The 16,757-nt window shown below is 63.9% G+C and carries 24 protein-coding genes; 2 read left to right on the forward strand and 22 right to left on the reverse strand.

Features of this window, described 5'->3' with window-relative positions; genetic code table 11:
* Window positions 1-32 precede the first annotated feature (32 nt).
* Window positions 33-872, reverse strand: a complete 840-nt coding sequence (locus tag L858_RS0100285) for a DNA adenine methylase (protein ID WP_022681139.1) — start codon at window positions 870-872, stop codon at window positions 33-35.
* Window positions 873-1,037: 165 nt separating this feature from the next.
* Between L858_RS0100285 and L858_RS21845 the strand changes: the two genes are divergently transcribed.
* Complete coding sequence (locus tag L858_RS21845) at window positions 1,038-1,214, forward strand: hypothetical protein (protein WP_022681140.1); 177 nt, start codon at window positions 1,038-1,040, stop codon at window positions 1,212-1,214.
* A 1-nt stretch (window position 1,215) separates the two neighbouring features.
* Window positions 1,216-1,539 (forward strand): hypothetical protein, encoded by a 324-nt coding sequence (locus L858_RS0100295; protein ID WP_028055643.1) that lies wholly within the window; start codon window positions 1,216-1,218, stop codon window positions 1,537-1,539.
* Window positions 1,540-1,562: 23 nt separating this feature from the next.
* Here the strand turns inward: L858_RS0100295 and L858_RS21850 are convergent, their stop codons facing one another.
* The 21 genes from L858_RS21850 to L858_RS0100395 all read right to left on the reverse strand — a co-directional run bounded on the left by L858_RS21850 (window position 1,563) and on the right by L858_RS0100395 (window position 16,749).
* A complete protein-coding gene (locus L858_RS21850; RefSeq protein ID WP_193742828.1) occupies window positions 1,563-1,736 on the reverse strand; it encodes a hypothetical protein in 174 nt (57 codons plus the stop codon).
* Window positions 1,690-2,175: a hypothetical protein gene (locus L858_RS0100300; protein WP_022681142.1), complete on the reverse strand. Its 486-nt coding sequence runs from the start codon at window positions 2,173-2,175 to the stop codon at window positions 1,690-1,692. Before L858_RS0100300 ends, L858_RS21850 begins: the two co-directional genes overlap by 47 nt.
* Window positions 2,172-2,342 (reverse strand): hypothetical protein, encoded by a 171-nt coding sequence (locus tag L858_RS21855; protein WP_022681143.1) that lies wholly within the window; start codon window positions 2,340-2,342, stop codon window positions 2,172-2,174. Before L858_RS21855 ends, L858_RS0100300 begins: the two co-directional genes overlap by 4 nt.
* Window positions 2,339-2,854, reverse strand: coding sequence for a TIGR02594 family protein (locus L858_RS0100310; RefSeq protein WP_022681144.1), 516 nt, complete (start codon window positions 2,852-2,854; stop codon window positions 2,339-2,341). Before L858_RS0100310 ends, L858_RS21855 begins: the two co-directional genes overlap by 4 nt.
* A gap of 62 nt (window positions 2,855-2,916) precedes the next feature.
* A complete protein-coding gene (locus L858_RS0100315) occupies window positions 2,917-3,357 on the reverse strand; it encodes a hypothetical protein (RefSeq protein ID WP_028055644.1) in 441 nt (146 codons plus the stop codon).
* 9 nt (window positions 3,358-3,366) lie between these two features.
* Window positions 3,367-3,654, reverse strand: coding sequence for a hypothetical protein (locus L858_RS0100320; RefSeq protein ID WP_022681146.1), 288 nt, complete (start codon window positions 3,652-3,654; stop codon window positions 3,367-3,369).
* A complete protein-coding gene (locus tag L858_RS20850; RefSeq protein WP_022681147.1) occupies window positions 3,651-5,126 on the reverse strand; it encodes a tail fiber domain-containing protein in 1,476 nt (491 codons plus the stop codon). The genes L858_RS0100320 and L858_RS20850 overlap by 4 nt, the downstream gene beginning before the upstream one ends.
* A 94-nt stretch (window positions 5,127-5,220) precedes the next feature.
* Entirely contained in the window at window positions 5,221-5,964 is a 744-nt protein-coding gene (locus L858_RS0100330; protein WP_022681148.1) for a hypothetical protein, read from the reverse strand.
* Entirely contained in the window at window positions 5,964-6,293 is a 330-nt protein-coding gene (locus tag L858_RS0100335; RefSeq protein ID WP_022681149.1) for a hypothetical protein, read from the reverse strand. Before L858_RS0100335 ends, L858_RS0100330 begins: the two co-directional genes overlap by 1 nt.
* The gene (locus L858_RS19275) at window positions 6,293-9,052 is read right to left on the reverse strand and encodes a phage tail protein (protein WP_022681150.1); all 2,760 of its coding nucleotides are present in this window, start codon (window positions 9,050-9,052) and stop codon (window positions 6,293-6,295) included. The genes L858_RS0100335 and L858_RS19275 overlap by 1 nt, the downstream gene beginning before the upstream one ends.
* Entirely contained in the window at window positions 9,052-9,471 is a 420-nt protein-coding gene (locus L858_RS0100345; RefSeq protein ID WP_022681151.1) for a DUF6950 family protein, read from the reverse strand. Before L858_RS0100345 ends, L858_RS19275 begins: the two co-directional genes overlap by 1 nt.
* Window positions 9,468-10,109, reverse strand: a complete 642-nt coding sequence (locus L858_RS19280; protein ID WP_051132568.1) for a hypothetical protein — start codon at window positions 10,107-10,109, stop codon at window positions 9,468-9,470. Before L858_RS19280 ends, L858_RS0100345 begins: the two co-directional genes overlap by 4 nt.
* A gap of 71 nt (window positions 10,110-10,180) precedes the next feature.
* Window positions 10,181-10,777: a hypothetical protein gene (locus L858_RS0100355; RefSeq protein ID WP_022681153.1), complete on the reverse strand. Its 597-nt coding sequence runs from the start codon at window positions 10,775-10,777 to the stop codon at window positions 10,181-10,183.
* The gene (locus L858_RS0100360) at window positions 10,777-13,422 is read right to left on the reverse strand and encodes a phage tail length tape measure family protein (protein WP_152639744.1); all 2,646 of its coding nucleotides are present in this window, start codon (window positions 13,420-13,422) and stop codon (window positions 10,777-10,779) included. The genes L858_RS0100355 and L858_RS0100360 overlap by 1 nt, the downstream gene beginning before the upstream one ends.
* Before the next feature lie 84 nt (window positions 13,423-13,506).
* Window positions 13,507-13,923, reverse strand: a complete 417-nt coding sequence (locus L858_RS0100365) for a hypothetical protein (RefSeq protein ID WP_152639745.1) — start codon at window positions 13,921-13,923, stop codon at window positions 13,507-13,509.
* Window positions 13,924-14,074: 151 nt separating this feature from the next.
* Window positions 14,075-14,491 carry a GTA-gp10 family protein gene (locus L858_RS19285; protein ID WP_022681156.1) on the reverse strand — a complete coding sequence of 139 codons (417 nt, stop codon included), beginning with the start codon at window positions 14,489-14,491 and terminating at the stop codon, window positions 14,075-14,077.
* A complete protein-coding gene (locus tag L858_RS0100375; protein WP_022681157.1) occupies window positions 14,488-14,919 on the reverse strand; it encodes a phage tail tube protein in 432 nt (143 codons plus the stop codon). Before L858_RS0100375 ends, L858_RS19285 begins: the two co-directional genes overlap by 4 nt.
* Before the next feature lie 39 nt (window positions 14,920-14,958).
* The gene (locus L858_RS0100380) at window positions 14,959-15,348 is read right to left on the reverse strand and encodes a DUF3168 domain-containing protein (RefSeq protein WP_022681158.1); all 390 of its coding nucleotides are present in this window, start codon (window positions 15,346-15,348) and stop codon (window positions 14,959-14,961) included.
* Window positions 15,348-15,809 (reverse strand): HK97 gp10 family phage protein, encoded by a 462-nt coding sequence (locus L858_RS0100385; RefSeq protein WP_022681159.1) that lies wholly within the window; start codon window positions 15,807-15,809, stop codon window positions 15,348-15,350. Before L858_RS0100385 ends, L858_RS0100380 begins: the two co-directional genes overlap by 1 nt.
* Window positions 15,809-16,180: a phage head closure protein gene (locus L858_RS20855; protein ID WP_022681160.1), complete on the reverse strand. Its 372-nt coding sequence runs from the start codon at window positions 16,178-16,180 to the stop codon at window positions 15,809-15,811. The genes L858_RS0100385 and L858_RS20855 overlap by 1 nt, the downstream gene beginning before the upstream one ends.
* The gene (locus tag L858_RS0100395) at window positions 16,180-16,749 is read right to left on the reverse strand and encodes a head-tail connector protein (RefSeq protein WP_028055645.1); all 570 of its coding nucleotides are present in this window, start codon (window positions 16,747-16,749) and stop codon (window positions 16,180-16,182) included. The genes L858_RS20855 and L858_RS0100395 overlap by 1 nt, the downstream gene beginning before the upstream one ends.
* Window positions 16,750-16,757: the final 8 nt, after the last annotated feature.

The following is a 16,757-nucleotide window of genomic DNA, read 5'->3' on the forward strand; positions in this document are numbered from 1 at the left end:
TTGCGCGCGAGAGAGGCGGCTTTTTCAGGGAGTTATGGCACCAGCCGATCGACTGGAATATCTCGGCAGTTCGTGATGATGAGTTCCCTCGCTGCCACCGGCGACCCATTGCCGACGGTATATTGCAGATCGACGGTCGCCATGGCGAAGCCAGCAAACGCCTCGCGGATCTCGGGCACGTCATTGATGCTCATCAGGAACTGCCCGTCGATCGCGCGCAACTGCTCCGCCATCTCAGCGAACTGGCCCCGATCGAACATTCCCGCTCCGTAGTCGCCCTCGCTGCCATAGTAAGGCGGGTCGAGGTAGAAGAGCATGTCGGGCCGGTCATAGCGGCGCACGAAATCTGACCAGGGCAGCCGCTCGATCGTCACGCCGGCAAGCCGCTCGTGCAGCTGCTCCAGCATGGGCTGCAGCTTTGTCACGTCGAACCCGCCGGAGCTTCCCGAATCAACGCCGAAGTTTCGGCCCGCCACCTTGCCGCCGAACGCCAGGCGCTGGAGGTAAAGGAACCGCGCGGCGCGTTCCAGATCGGTTTGGGTCGAAGGATCGACCCGCATCAGCCGCTCGAAATTGCTCCTGGTCGTCAGCTGGTACCGGAGCATGTCCAGGAACGCGACATAGTGGCGCTGCAGGATCCGGAAGAAGGTCGCCACATCTTCCGACCAGTCATTGATGAACTCGGCGCGCGGGCGACGACCCCGCCGCAGGAAGACACCGCCCATGCCCATGAACACCTCGCCATAGGACTGGTGCGGCACCAGGTCGATCGCGCGCGTGACGCGTTTCCATAGCCGTCGCTTGCCCCCGATGTAGGCCGCCACAGGCGATACAGGCGCGACAAAATCGTCAAAAAGCGGACTCGACTCCATTTCGTTTGTTCCATATCTGTTCACCCCTCCCGAGCGCCGGGAGGCGGGATGAATCCGGCAGGCCAGCCGGTGACATGGCGGGTCGTTTCCGCCGGCTTGAGGCGTTGGCGCGCCTCAACCCCCGCCGAGGCGGGGAACTCACTGGCTCACCGACAGGAGAACCAAATGGACGATGAACTGAAGGCCCGCTTTCGGCAGTTTGCCGAACGCTGGCGGGACGATGAAACGGTGGACGATGGCGGCCTCACCGGCCGCGACCTGAAGGTCATCGCGGCCCGGTTGGAGAGGCTCGTGGCGATCCGCTACGCCAGCCTTGATGAACTGGCCGCCATGACGAAATGACGTGGCGCGGTATCGAGACGGATTGAAGGTCGCCACCTGTCTGTTCGAGGCGGCAGCCTGGCACCGCACGGTGAAGGTTCTCTGCCGGTGCGGTCACTTCGGCCTGTTCCACCCGCATGGCATCTGGTGGCATTTCCACCGCCATGGCTGGGACGATAATTTCGGAGCCGCGCGCCAAAAGTTCTGGTGCCGGGAATGCGCCCGCCGACTTGGCAAGCGCATTCGGCCGAAGGCGATCGACCTGGTCGATGCGCCCCCGAAAATCACGCTAACGCTCCCCGACGAGCGGGAATGGAAGCGGATCGTCAATCGGTTTCGAGGCTGACCGGCATCGATCAGCCGCCTGCGTCAGGGAGGGTCGATGATGTCGGCACGCGCGGGCGATGGAGGAGCGTGCCCGTCATTATGCCGCAGGATTTCGGCCCGACTCTCCACATAGGCATTGACCACGCCCGCATGATGCAGGCGGCACTCTTCATAGAGGCGGGCGTCCACCTGACTCACCCGCACCAGCGTCGCCACGAGCGGATCCCAGATCTGTGACAGCGGCGGGCAAGGCGCACTCAATTCCGCCGTCAGTTCGGCGGGAACAGGCGCTGCCGGCGCGGGCGGCATTGAGCTCGCGGAGCACGCCGTCAGACAGGCGAGCATCAGGACGGGCGAGAAGCGGATCATGCGCGATCTCCTTTTCAAGGGCAGGCTGGATGATGATGCGGTGATAGGTCCGCACGGCCGAGATCTTGTCGGCCAAGGTTCGGTCATTTGAGGTGACGACGGCCGCCAGGCGGCCCTCGCTCCGGCGCAGCAGGATGTTGAACGTCGCGGCCGCCTCGGCACGGGCGAGGCGCTCATCCGCCTGCGCCCGCTCATAGCCGCGATGGTCGAGATACCAGATGATGCCCGCGATCGCCGCGACAGCGAGCAGATGCGGCCATATCCGCGAGAAGATCGCCCCCATCATTCACCCCCATAATTCTTGTCGGGAATCAGCGCGGCGAGCGTGCCGACGGCGAGACTGAGCCAACTCCAAGGGGCCGGGAGCACCGAAGCCGCGCCGATCGCGGTCCCGATGCCGACGAAGGTCGATCGCTCCTGCAGGCGCGATCGCAGCCAGCGCAGCGCGCTCACGCCTCATTCCTTGAAACGGGCACGCCGGCAGCCGTCAGCTTCACGGGGCCGCCGATGACCGGCACCAGCGTCGGCCAACGCCGCGCGACGCAGCGGCTCTTCTCCAGCCGCATGACGCTCACGCGGTCGCCCTGGTTGCCGCCCAGCACATGATAGTGCGTTGGATCCTCGCCGACGTAGAAAGCGACATGCCCGCCGCCCGCCCGATCGAAGACGAGGATCGCCCCAGGCGCGAGCCGATCGGCCGCGATCGCGCTGCCCCAAGTCGCCCATGCCTTCGCCCGCACGCCCACCTTCATGGCCGTCAGGTTGACGCCGGCGACGCGTAGGCAGTGCGCGACGAACAGCCCGCACCAGGGCGTGCTGTCGGCATTATAGAGGATGCCCAGCACCTTGATGCCGAGCAGCTTGGCCCAGCCGAGGATGGTGCCATTGTTGGCAGCGCCAGCAGCTTCACGCGTGCCGAGCAGTTGCCGCGCGGCGAGCAGCCACGCGGGGTCGGTCGAATTCATCTCATTCCCCCATGAAAAAGGGCGCCCGAAGCGCCCGTGAAAGATCGAATTTTGTGGCGGCCTCAGACCCGCTCGGGCTCCGGTGCCGGGCGGTCGATCATCGCGGTGAGCGAGGCGAGATCCTCGGGCATGGCCGGATCGAGCGGGAATGCGCGATCGAGCATCATCTGGGCCCGGGCGAGGTTCGGATTGTCCGGCTCCAGCCGCCGCAGCGGCTCCGCCACCAATTCGAAGGCACGGCGAAGGACACGATTTTCCACCGTCAACCGGCGCAGCTGCGTCTCAATCCGCTGCTGATAATCGCGATCGCGCTTGTCCTGCTGCTCTTCCCGGGCCTGTAGCTCTTCATGCCATGCCTGCAACTTGGCCGCCCGAGTTCTTGCCCGAGCGTCCCTCCAATTCAGCGCCCAGGCAGCCCCCTTGCCCAGCGCCGCCAGGACGGCGATTGCACCAGCCACCATACCGCCAACCTCACCGGCCGACGCCCCCGTTTCAACTGCCATGTTCCTGGATTACCCCGCTGCTATGAGCGCCACGATGACGGTCGCGACAACCGGCCCGATCCAGTCGAGCCACTGGTCCAGCTTCGGCCAGACGCGAGGATCGAGCCGGCCCCACCAGGGCATGTTGGCGCGAAGCCCCGCCCCGAACCGCTCGATCCAGCGATACTCAGCCTGGGCGACTTCCCGGCCGATGAAATAGGCGGAACCCAGCGCCGCGCCCGCCCACCAGTTGCCGGTGAGCACGCCGATGATGCTTTGAGCGATGAGCGCCATGACAATGTGCTGAAGGTAGATCATGCGGCCTCCAACGCATCGAGGCGGGCGGTCAGGTCTGCGATGAGCGCATCCTTGCGATCGAGCTCGCGCCGCTGCCACGCCGCTTCCATCGCCTGACATTCGTCGTAGCGGAGGCCCCAGCGGTCGCGTGCTTCGAGCGTTACCCGGGTCTCTCCGGTATCGACGATACCCATGACCGGGCGCTCTTCCGTCACATCCCGGAATACCGGCGCGCCAGTTGCATCGAACAACCCCGTATCGACGCGACCGACGATCACCGTCTCAACGTCGATCTGCCTCTCCTCCATGATCGGCTCGCGCTGCTCTTCCCATTGATCATAGCAGAGCAGGCCGATCGCCTGCGCATCCAATCCGCGATCAGCGAAGGCTTCGCGAACATACTGAGCTACCAAACCGACGTGCCAACGGGCATCACCGCCTTTTTCTACAACGGAATCCTTGAACTTGTAGCGGACCCACTCAAGAGCGCCCCACGCATCCAACCATTCGTTCGGTATTTGCGTGATATCCTGCTTCGCTCGCTGGTCGGAAGTGTTAATGGATCCCGTTCCAGCATAGAGAACGGACCAACGGGCGGCCGCTATCCCCAGCGTCCGGTTATTGTCGGAGCCGGGAAAGAAGTTTCCTGCGGTGTCTAGGACGAGGCGGTTGAGGCCTGCTGTCTCGTCATAAATGTTGAGATTAGAGCCATTGCTCGGGCCGATCATATAGCTCCGCGAGGCGTTGGCGATCTTGACCCACGTATCGGAACTATAAACAACAAGGTTCCGATCTGGATTATTTGCCCCGATCCCTACCCGTCCGCTGCCATCGATCCTCATCCGCTCGGACCCGTTGACGCTGAAGGTCATCGGGATGTTGAGATAATTCCAAATTCCCACCTGAGTGGCATCATACCCAAGTCGCGCTACATCGGCCCCGTTATTATGTTGGATGTGAATGCCGCTGCCCGTTGCACCTGACTTGATGGTCAAGAATTTGTAACCGGCCGCATTGATTGGCGAATTTGTCCCGAAGCCAACATTGCCATTGCCGTCGATGCGAATAGCTTCGGAGCCGCCGACAACAAAGGCGAGAGAGTTAGCGCCGGGCCTGTACAGTCCTGTGTCCTCATCATTGGCGAAGCGCACGCCGGGCGTCCCAACGGTGCCATCAGCGAACTTACCTTGCCCCACCCCATCGCGGACAGTGGCGAAGGACAGCACCAGATCCGCCGCCTGTAATGCAAGATCGCGAAGATAACCCTGCACCGGCATAATCCGGTAAGCCTGCCCCGAAGCCGTCGCCCCGCGATAGCCGGTCGCCAGCGTGATCGACGTTGCCGAATTGACCGATGCAATCTCATACGGCAGCCCATCGGGACCGATAAGGGACTGCCCCGCATCGACATTGCCGACCCAGGCGGTGCCGCTGCCGGTCACGGCGGTGCTGTTGTTGGTGACGGCAACCGTCCCCGCATTATACCAAGGCAAGTGGCGTCTCCTTATAGTGCGCAAGCGCCCGCGCGGCCGAGCGCGTCAGCGAGGTTGAAAATCGAAGTTGATTGAAGGCGGAGCGGCTAGCCCGTCACCATTCAGGGACGTGGGTCATGTCCGCGATGATGACCGCATAAGAGCGATCGATCGAATCCGAGTTATCGTAGGCCATGTCGGGAAACGCGTAATCGCTGTCGTCCATGTAAGACATGTCGATGGAGGTCAGCACGTCGCCAGTGAGCTTGAGCCCCAGAATCTCGCGCCGGATCCTGTAAAATCGCAGGTTGGAGCCGATGCCGTCATACGCCCGATCATCATTGAGCCTGGTTCGACCAGCCCATTTGAAGGAACAGAACGCCCATTTGCGTCCGGCGGGGAGCGTGAGGTTGATTGGAGTGGTCACATAGTTGGTGCCGGTCAGCACCTGATGAACCCGCAGATAGCGATAGTTCGAATAATAACAGACAGCGCCATCTGACGCCCGGCGAATGATCGCTCCCCATTTGTTGATCGGGGTAGGCGGCGGCAGCGGCGTATCGAAAACAGCGAGCTTCGACGAACTTCCTCTAGCCTTGTTCGTGACGAGGAAGCCGGTGTCACTCCGCCCCGTGTAAGCATCGGCGGCGAAAAACACCAACGGCGTCTCGGGCGAAGTCGGCGAAGTGGCGTCCATGTAACTGTAGCCGTTCTTCGGATATTCCGTGAACGTCTGGTAGTTACTTTTGTCGGGAGACGTTGTTGTGGCGCTGGCGACCGTCCTGAGCATCAGGTTGCGATAGAACTGGTCGATCTGAACCGCGCCGGAGGTGCCGACGATGCGGAGGCCGTGCGTCATCAATACACCCCGTAAAGAAGACGAACGGTGGTGACGTTCGATGCTGGCGAGACATTGCGATCGACGGACCAGCTCAGTGTCTGGCCCGATACACTGATACCGACGCTGAGCACCGGAATCCGGGGGATGCTCGAATAGACATAGCTGATCGCCCACCAGGCCGTGCCGGTGAGGAAGATCGCGTCATTGAACGATCCGGTCCACACGCCGCCCGACACGGTGGAGTTCGCGGCGGTGATGTCGAAGAAGCCGGCGACCCGCCCATACCGCGCGCCCTCCTCTACGAGGAGAGCGCCCGTTTCATCCCGGAAGCGGGCACCCCAGACCATCAGCTGAGCCAGCCCAATTCGACCACCCGCACGGATCCGCTTTGGATGTATTGCGTGGTGCGGCCGCTGCCATCGATATCGATATAGAAGCCATCCGTCGTGCCCGAGGGCGGCAGCACGCGGAAGCGGTCCGACCGGATCGTGAAGCTACCAACCGTGCCATTATTGTTGATCTCGTACCCCGTGATCCGCCCGTTCACATCGACGGTAAGCGCCGCGCGCCCGAATAGGGTGGTGACGTTCCCCTGGACCGTGCCGATCGCACTGGCCTGGTTGGAGATCGACACTGTGTGTCCGTTCACTGTGGCTGTGACGGAATTGATCTGGTTCGACAGCGCCGTGTCACCGTCCGCGCGGGCGGAGGCTTCAGTCGTTATGGCGGAGGTGTTGCCGCTGACGGTCGCGGTGAGGCTGACGATCTGGTTGGACAGAGCCGTGTCGGCCGTGGCCCGCACCGTCGCCTCATTGCTGATACCAGCTTCCGCCGCACCCATGCGGACGCCGATCGCGTCCACGGAGCGGGCAATCACTTCCTCGGCATTGGCGCGGATCGTCCGCTCGGCAGTGAAGGATGCGGCTTGCTGGCTGGTCTTAATCGTGGCGGCGAGCAACGCGCCGGCAGCGGTTTCATCCTCGGTCGAAAGCACGCCGACCTTGTCCCGCAGCGTCGCCAGCGCGCTGTTCTGGACCTGCAATTCACTGCCGATCAGAGCAACGTCGCCCGCCTGTTCAGCTACGGCCGCCTCGATCGTGTCGATCGCCGATCCCTGCGCCGCGATGTTGGCGACCGCAGTGTCGATGTCAGCCTGCGCCGCGCCGATCGCCACCTGGGCGGCCGCCGTGTCGGCTGCCAGCTGCGTCATCTGCGCGTCGATATCGCTCAGCTGACCTTCAATGATCGTGATCTTGCCAAGGCCGGTTACGACATTGACGAACACCGTCATGTTGCCGATCGCCGTGCCGACCCGATAGGCAATCCGGACATCGTAGGCCGTTTCGCTTTCCAGCGGCGCGATGACATGGGCGACGGGCTCGACAGCGGAAAGGATGGCCGAACTGGTCCACGCCTCATCCGCTGACTTGCGATAGTCGATGACGATCGCGTCGGCCGACGGCATCTCGCTTGCGCCCTCGACCAGCAACGCCGGGAACCCTTCGCCCGAAATCACCCCCGCCACGCTCCAGTTCGCCTCCAGCGGCGCAGCGGGCTTCAGGTCGGGCGCTTCCATGCGGAACGGCGCTGGCGGCGTCGTGCTCTGGCCCAGCGCATAGGCATGTTTGGAATAGGTTTCCGTCTCGCCAGCGAACGACACCTTGCCGGTCGCAGGATCCGGTGCGCGCCGGGTGATGAGCACCGGCTGATTGACCAGCCCCTCTTCCGGCACGTTGAGATAGACGACGTCGCCCGTCTTCAACCCGATCCATTCCGGCCCAGTCGTCCAGGTAAACGGCCCCGCCTCACGGCTGTTGACGACCGCATAGGCGGCCAGCTGCCCGGGCTGGCTGGCCGTCTCGCCGCTGAACACCTGGACCAGGGGGAAATCGACTTCCTTCGTCCGCTGTCCGCCATCGGCCGTGACATAGTCGGCCACCGTGATGGCGGTACCGGAGATGACCGCCCAGTCGCTGTCCTCATCGACATAGCGTGGAATGACGCTGTTGAAGCGATCGCGGCGGCTCTTCGTCGCTGCGATCGACAGGCCATCCAGCAGATGACGGCTCTCGATCGTCGCGACGGCCGTGCGCGGCGTCGAGGTAAGGCAGCCGATCATCGCGCCGGTCTGGGTCGGTACCGCCCCGCCAGCCTGCAGGATCCGCTTCAGCGTGTCCCACTTGCTGTCGGTCGTCCATTCGACGCCGCCGACCTTCCACCCGTTCGCATCGCAGACATTGGCGCACTCGACGAAATCGGCGACGCGAATGGTCGAAACAGGCGCGCCGATACCGCACACCCGCTTGCCATTTTGCCAACGGCCGAGCGCCCAGGTGAGCGCATGCAGGCCGGGATTATCCGACCATTCATAGGTCGCTTCGTTCAGAGCACGGTGCGAACCGGAGCCGCCCGGATAGGTGCTGTCCTTGCGCGGGTCATAGACCTTCACCCATTTGCCGATCCAGGCGGGCTCCGGTGCGCCCGCGCCATAGAGGTCGCCGTCCGTATCGAACCGAAGCGCCCACTGCGCATGCGCGATGCCGCTCAGCTTGTGGTTCGCCGTCCAATCCGGATAGGGCTTGCCGCCGAACTGCATGGCCAGCGCGGATCCGCTGGACGGACCCAGCGAGAGGTTCTGCGCCATATACCGATAGAAGCGGCCATTCGCATCGCCGTTCGAGGCGAACGTCACTACCTCATTGTCGGCGGTGAACTGCTCGATGCTGTGGATGGGCCCGGCGATGCTGAGCATCGCGACAAAGGCGAGAATATCGTGCTTCGACTGTTGCTTGAACCCGTCATAGGTGCGGGCATAGACGCGCAGCCCCGACATGCGGGCGCGGCCGATCGCGTAGGGCAAGCCGCTCTGCGGATTCGTGGTGAAAGTGGTGGCCGATCCTTCCACGCCCATTTTGGGGGCCATGAACGCGGCCGCCATCGACAGCACCCCGGTGGCGAGGCTCGCATAGGTGCCGATCGACATGGCGGTCGCGGCGGTCGCGGACCCGGCCGCCGCTGCAGCAGCACCGCCGGCGGCGATGCCGACGCCCGTTGCGACCAGGGCGACGGCCGCGACGACCATGCCTGCAGTCCGCAGCACCTTCATTACAGCACACTCCAGGCGCGGAGGATTCGGTCCGGGGCGAACGTCACCAGCCCGGGATGATCCTCATGAAAACAGAACAGATTGCCGTTGCCGGCGTAGATGCCGATCGCACCCAGCGGCGCTTCGGCCTCCAGTTCGGCGATATCGCCCAGCAGCATGCGAGCATGGGGAATGGACGTGAGGCCGATCCCATCCGCCATTTCGGCCAGCGTCGCATAGCCGAGCCGACGCAGCGCGCGGGTTGCGCCGAGCGGCGAACTGTAGCTGCCTGCCTTGCTGATCAGGATCTTGTGCCCCAGCTTCTTCAGGTGGAACGCGGCGACCTTCGCGCAATCGACCTTGCCCCACTCGAAGGGGCGATCGCGATAGCGCGCCATGGTCGCCTCGATCGCGGCGTGCCGACGTTCAAGCGGCGTCATATGGCGACCCTCGCGGCGGCGGCGCGCTGCAGCACCCCGGCCAGGCCACTCTTCTGCCCGCTGCCCTGTGGCGGCTTCGCGCCCCAATAGAGGTTCACGTCAGTCCCCGTCATATGTTCAAGGCCGAGTTCGCCGGGCCAGATGGACTGGTGCCACCCGTTGGAAGCGCGCTGCCCTTCCTCGACCTCGAACAGCCGCTCGAACACGCTGACCACCGTGAAGCTCACGCTACGCTCGCCCTGGGCATCGATATCGACGGTCGGCACATCGATCTCGCCCAGGAACACCACCTCCGGCGTGCCGATGACCGCGCCCGTGGTCATGTTCACCGCGCCGACGAGCAGCTGCACGGAACAGCCCTGCATGTCGGGACTGGCGAGGGTGGCTGCCGCGCTTACATTCGGCGGAAACAGCTTGATGGTGATTTCCGGGGCCTGGTCGCCGATCTCTTCGCTGAGCTCGGATAGTTCGGCAATCGTCCCGAACACATCGTCGCAGCCGACATAGGTTTCGCCGCCGATCTGCAGGGTGCCCGATCCATCGAGCAGCCGGATGGTGTAAGCGGGCAGCGCTATCCTGAGCGCGCCGAAAAGAAGCACGCTGGGCTGCGCCAGCGCACTCTTGAGAGTAGGATCCACGGGAGCCCCCGAAACAGAAAGGGCCGCCGATCGGCAGCCCAGCAGGATGGAACTGGCGCGCGCCTTGAGCGCTACGCGGCTTCGACGATGGTGAAGTCGGGAATCTGAATCATGGGCGTCTGCAGAACGTCCCACCCGAAGGCGCTATCGATCCAGCCTTCGATCATTGGCGTGGCGATCTCCACGACGTCTCCGGTGGAGAGCGCCGTCCGCAGGAGCGGAAAGATCGACGCGCTGATCGCGCCGCCAACGCCGACCGTCACGGTTTCCCTGATCGCATAGACGTATCGACGGCCACCATGGATGATCGACACGAACTGGCCCGCGCGCAGCTGGTAGCCCGGCGTCATGCCCGACAGGGGAAGGACAGAACCGCTTGCCACATTCGCCGAGACGACGGGCGTGCCGGGCGATCCGGTGTCGATGTCCTGCACGATTGGCATGACGGCACCGGCTTCCACGGCCTGCGCGAGCGTGTTCGCCCACACACGGCCATCCGGATCAGCCATCAGCGGCGGCATGGACACCAGCATGGACCAGCGAGTGCCGAGCCGATTGATGCGCTGCGTCGGCCCGCCGAGGAACGGCGTGAGGATGGTGCCGAACGACATGAGGTTCATCTTCGCCGCGCGCGGGCCCGGTGATGTCGGCAACAATATGGACGCCATCAGCCCCTCCCTGGGATGCGGCGGCGGCCCGCTCGCACCGCATCGCTCCTGCTCTGGCCGACCGATGCGGCGACCACAGCTGGTGCGGATTTTTCAACGATGGAAACTGCGGCGTTGCCCGAAATCTGGTGGACGGCCGCCTGCCACATTTCCGTGCTCGCCACTTCGATCCGAACAGCCCCGCCGCCCGATGCCGCCTGCAGTGTGCCAGCGGAGATCCGCGGCGCCCTGAAGCTGCCGTTGCGGATCGCCTCCAGCTGGCCGCGACCGATCCGCTTGACCGCTTCGGCGTCGAAGACGAACTCCTGCCCGTGTACCAGGCCAGCGACCTGGTTGACGGGCATGTTGCCAGTATAGCCGCCAGAGGCGAATCCCGGAGGCAGGCTGGGCAGGGAATATTGCGGGACAGAAGTTGGCATGCTGGCGGCTGCACCGCCCCCGCCGAACAGCCCGCCCAATGCCCTGGTCAGGTTGGCGACGATCGTCTGCTGGATAGCGATCTTGATCAGGTCGCCGACGATGCTGCGGGCGACATTGGAGAACACCTCGCCGAGATCGCCCGCGTTCATGATTGCATCGACGAGGCCGTTGTTCAGATCGTCGAGCGCACTCACCCCGATATTCTCAAAGGCATCGTCGAGGTTGGCACCCGTCTGGGCGATGCTCCGCTGATACTGCTCCAATGGGCTCGCATAGCGAAGGTTGAGCGACGCCTGCTCGGCGGCCTGCTTCGCATCAAGCTGCACCAGCGCGGCCTGGGCGATCTTCTTTTGCGCGGCCGTTGCGGTCTGGCTCGCCAGCACCGCCTCCTGCTCGGCGCGCTCCTGGCTTTGCTTCAGCATCAGGATCCGCCGCTGTATGGCGAGCTCCTCCTTGCGGCCCATGGCGAGATCCAGCTGCGATTCCAGCACATCCTGCATCGCCCTGTTGGCGGCGGTCTCCAGCTCGAACCGTTCCCGGGCGCGATCGTCAGCCGCCTTGCGTTCGGCATTGATCTTTTCCTGCGCAATCACGGCAGCCTGCGCGGCAACCAGTTCGCTGCGCTGGGCGGAGGAGAGGTTTTCGTCCAGATCGAGCCGGCGCTTATAGCTTTCCAGCTGCGCATCAAGTGCCGCCAGTTCCGCCTTCAGCCGATCGTCGATTTCGCCGCTATAGTCGGCCTGGGCGCGCAGACCCGCGACCGCGAAATTATCCTTGTCGTCCTCATAACGCGCATCTGATCGCGCGGCGCGACGGGCCGCCGCACGCTCAGACCGATCGCTTTTGTTGCGCGTTTCCAACACCTTCAGCGAAGCGTCACGCTCTTGTGTCGCACGATTGAGGGCCGCGTCATATGCCCCACGATTGCCCGTGCGATTGAAGGTGCGCCTGGCGGCATCGGCGGCATCTTCATACCGCTGCTCGACCGCCGCGCGGGGATCATTGCGCGCCGTAACATCGCGTTGGGTCAACTGGCCGTAGCCTGTGACCATTGCCTTGCTGCTGTTTAGGATCGCGCCGTTGAGCTTGTCGATCCGATCCCTGATACCCTCATACTGCGCACGAAGAGCGGCATCCTCCTTGCTCAGGACGGTGGTCGCCATCTCATCGCCACTACGCAGAGCGCCGCGCAACTTCTGGTCGGCCTCCAGTTTGGACCTCGCGAGTTCCAGTTCCGCTACAGCGGCCTTGCGCGCATCGACCGCCTGTTGCCGCCGCGCATTGGATAGATTGATGCTGTCGATGATGCCCTGCCGCGTCGTCTCAGACGCGGCGCGTTCAGCGTTATTGAGCCGGTCAACCGCATCGCGCAGATCGTCCGTGGCATTGCTATGCCCCTTCTTCGCCTTCGAAGCATTGTCATCTGCGAGCGCAAGCGAGCCGAGCACAGTGACCGCGCCGAGCATGACCGCGCCCCAAGGCCCAGCGAGAAAACCGATCAGCCCCGAAGCTTCGCCTTTGATCATGCCGATCGCCTGCACCACCTGGGGAGCCTGCGCCGCGAAGATCTGCATGGGCTTCGCACCCATGCCAAATTGCGTGGCCACGTCGCTGATCTGGAACGACAGCTGCTGATAGCCGGCTTTCTGCTCACCCGCGCTCGCAGCCGCTTTGCGGCCCGCGCCCTGGAACTGTCCGGTGGCGGCGGCCGCAAGATTGGCTTCGATCTGGATCCGCTCCAGCGCACCAGCCTGCTCGGTTAGCTGTCGCGCCTGCAGTTCGGCTTGGGCTGCGGCGGCGCGCGCGGCGCGGACCTGCAGATCCGTCGCGCGCGATAGTTCGTTCTCTCCCAGCGCCGCGCGCTCGGCCGCGTCGGCGATCAGCCGCAGGGCGGACGCCTGCTGCTGAGCCGCCGCAGCTGCTGCCTTCGCATCGCCTACGCCCAGGTCGAGCCCGCCACCTTTCAAGCGAGGTGCCTCGATCGCCTGCGCCGCCATCTTCTGGATGTCCGTGAAATTCTTCCGGAAATCCTCCTTGATGGCTCGCAGCGAGTTGGAAAGGCCCGCGCCTTTCAGCTGCGAAAAGCGCTGCTCCACCTTGTCGAGCTCACGCTCCACCACCTTCTCGAAATCGCCGACGACATTCTCTGCGGCGGCCATGTTCTTGCGCAGCAGTTCCGTCGATGCATCGATCCGAAGCAACAAGTCTTTGACGTCGGTTGCCACGCGTCACCCCACAACAAAAAGGCCGCCACGGGGTCGTCCCGGGCGGCCATCCAATTCATGCCGATCAGTGCTCGGCGGCGAAGGCTAAAACTTCTGGTTCACCTTAGGGAAGCCAGAGAACGGCTTCGGCTCGCAAGTGCCTTTACTAACAAGCATGCCGAGCTCTCCCTTTCTCGGGAAATACCCAACATAATACGATCCATCTTTGCGGTTCACTTGCTCTATGGACTTTTCCAGAAGCGGGTTCCCCTCAGCGTTTTTCTCGATGAAGGTGATATGGTCGTCTGCAGAAGAATGGATGTCTCTGACGTATCCGCAATCTTCTTCGCAGTATTTACCCGCCTTCAGGTCAACTCTGTAGGTCCGCCGATCTTCGCTCTTGTCGATCGACAAGGTCGAGAGGTTCGTCATCTCCTGTGTCCCAACACAGACCAGGTCGAACTGATCCGCCGCGTGGCCAACGGTCGGCACGGCAGCGAGCATGATCGCGATCCACTTCATAACCCCTCCATCAATCTCGAGGGGCTTCACCTATCACGATCTTCCACGCAATTCATAGACTTCCATCCCTCCATGGCAGCCCAGAACTCGTGCGGTGTGCTCGCCCACCATTCATGAGGCCGCCATTGAAGGGCAGCAGCCGCAAGGCCCATCAGCCGACGGCGGGGGCTGACTCCGTCGTCTTCTTCGTCGCCGTCGGCTTCAGTTCCCCCGCTGCGGTGTATCCGCCCGTGGTCGCCATCGCCAGCATGCCGGCGATGGTGGAAAGCGACATGGAGAATCCGCCCTCGGCCTCGATCATCAGTTCGGCGATGCGGGTCGGGTTGGATCCAGCATAGCCCTTGTTTTCGGTGGAGCGGCCCCATGCGCGAACGCACTCGCACGCGATGATGGCCGTGTCGCCCGCGCTGAGCGTCCCGGCAAGAGCGGCCTGGGCGAGTTCCATGAGGCCCTTGCCAGTGGCACGCTCAAAGGCATGAATAGCTTCGTAGCTGGGCCGCAGACCCACCGGCTCGCCGTCCAGGGTGAGCGTGAGCTCACCCCTTTCATTGTTAGCCTCCCGGCTCATGCCAGCGCGTCCGTGGTGGGCGCAGCCGCCAGCGTCAGCTGGAAGTCGCACTTCACGACATCATTCTTGCCCATGTCGGTGTTGAAGTTGCCGACATACATGGAGGCTTCAAACACCACGTCCGCTTCCACGCCTTCGGAGCCACCCTTGCGGATCTGGAAACCCACAGGGGCGCTCCCCGCTGCGGCCGTTTCCAGCTTGGTGAAGCCATTCGCGTCGGGCAGGTTCGGGTAGATCTCGCTGTCGATCGTCAGCGCCTTCAGCCCCGGGGCCTGCGTCCCATAGGGGAAGTCGTCCTTCGTCGAGGTGTCGATCAGGTTCGACGTGCGGTTGATCTTGAGCGAGGTACCGCCCTTGATCTCATTATAGGTGCCGGGCGTGGCGCTCTCGATCCACAGCCGGTAGTCATTGCCCAATTTCTTGGCCATCGTTCACTCCTTCAGGTTAGCCCCTGCGGGGACATGCGATCAGGCGCGAAGCGCCAGGATCTGGAACCGGCTTTCGCCGACATAGCCGTCGCCCTCCGCCGTCAGGACAGCGGTCGCACCCAGCAATGAAAAGGACAGCTGCCAGCCATCGTGCTCGGCCTGGACGCCATCCAGCGCCGCCTCCGCCTTGCCCTTGATCTGCAGCAGCGACTTGCGCTCTTCCGCTTCCGTCACGGTCATCACCGACAACGTGGCGCGGCGATCGGGATCATCCTTCCCGCCGAGCGGTACCGTTTCGATGTCGCCGATAATGACGACGGGCGGCGGCGTGTTCTCCGGCACATGCTGGTAAACCGGCGCGCCGAGGCCCGTGACGGCTGACAATAGATCGAACGCGGCCTTCTCGATCGCGTCTTCAGCACTGGTCATCAGTCACCCCCTGCGACGCGGCGCAGGATCCGGTCCCACACGCCCTTCAGCCGATTGTTGAGCACTGCCCGCGCGTCCGAATAGCGACCCGTGACGAAGCGCTTCGCGCCGATCGCCCGCACCCTCATGGTGTAGCGGCTCGTGCCGCCTCCCGGGCTGCGGCGATTGGCGGTCACGGTCTGCCCCTTGCGGCCAAGGTCTAGGATGCGCGCATAAAAGAGCTTGCGCTTTTCCGCCTTCGTGCCCGTGATGCCGATCGACACCGACAGGGAATTGCGGCGGAGCCGGCGTTTGATCCCAGCCTGCAGCGCACCCGTGCGACGTGGCGCGCGAGCGACCATCTGGCGTTCGATCTCACGGCTGCCATCATCCAGCACGGTGGCGATCTCATCGCGGGCAGCATCGGGCAGAGAGCGGAGCAGGCGGCGGATCGACGCGCCACCCTGGACACGACGCGCCATCAGCCGAGGCCCGCCTGCCATTCGCAATCGAGCTCGAGCCGATCGCGGCGGCCGTAGGGATCGTCGATCCGCCGGATATTCCACGGGCCGCCGATAACCTCATAGGCGTCGCCGACCTTCTTCACTTCCACGATCCGATGCTTCGCCGTTACGTCGGAACGATGCCGGATCACGAACCGGGTGACGCTGACCGCGCGCTGGATGCTGTCGCGCGTGATTTCATCCCCGCGCAGCGGCACCTTCTTCGCCCAGATAACGGCCACCGGCGACCAGGCCGTCGTCCATCCGCCTTGTCCGTTGGAAACGCGGCCTTCGATCTCGATCCGGATGCGGGTGCGAAGATCGCCGGCGCGCAGCGGTTGGAACGCCATTATAGCACCGGCATCCGATAGCCGCTGCACAGCAGGCCGAACGCGCTGGGCATGCCGCCGCTCGCCTCGCCCTCCATGGCAACGTCGCGCATGGCGTAGAGATGGCCAAGCGCCAGCTTCGCGGCCGCGATCAGCGGCCGAGGGCAAGCATCGGCAGGATAGCCCGCATCAAATGTCACAGTGACCGGGCCACCTTCCGGCCAGCTGCTTCCCGGCGCAGGCGTGAGCGCACCGTCAACCGACAGCCGCCAGCTGCCAGCGGGCAGATCGACGGAAACCCCGTCGCTCCCGATGTAGCTGACGGCGGTGATGGTGATCGTCGGCACGGGCCCGACGCCCAGATGCATGCCCCGGCCAAAAGCCGGGAACGTCGCCACGATGCCGCTCACCACGCCGAGGCGGACGCTGCAGAACTTCTCGACCAGCTGCAGGGCAGCGTCGCGAAGCACTTCAATAAGATCATCCTCCTCGGCATCATCCACGCGCAGATGCAGCTTGGCCGCATCCAGGCTCAACAGGGCCTCCCCATAGCCGTCGGGCATGGCCATGGGGGTCAGGGTGAACAACATCGCGGCGC

Origin of the sequence: Sphingobium bisphenolivorans (assembly GCF_000412635.1) — a bacterium.
GTDB classification, from domain to species: Bacteria; Pseudomonadota; Alphaproteobacteria; order Sphingomonadales; family Sphingomonadaceae; genus Sphingobium; species Sphingobium bisphenolivorans.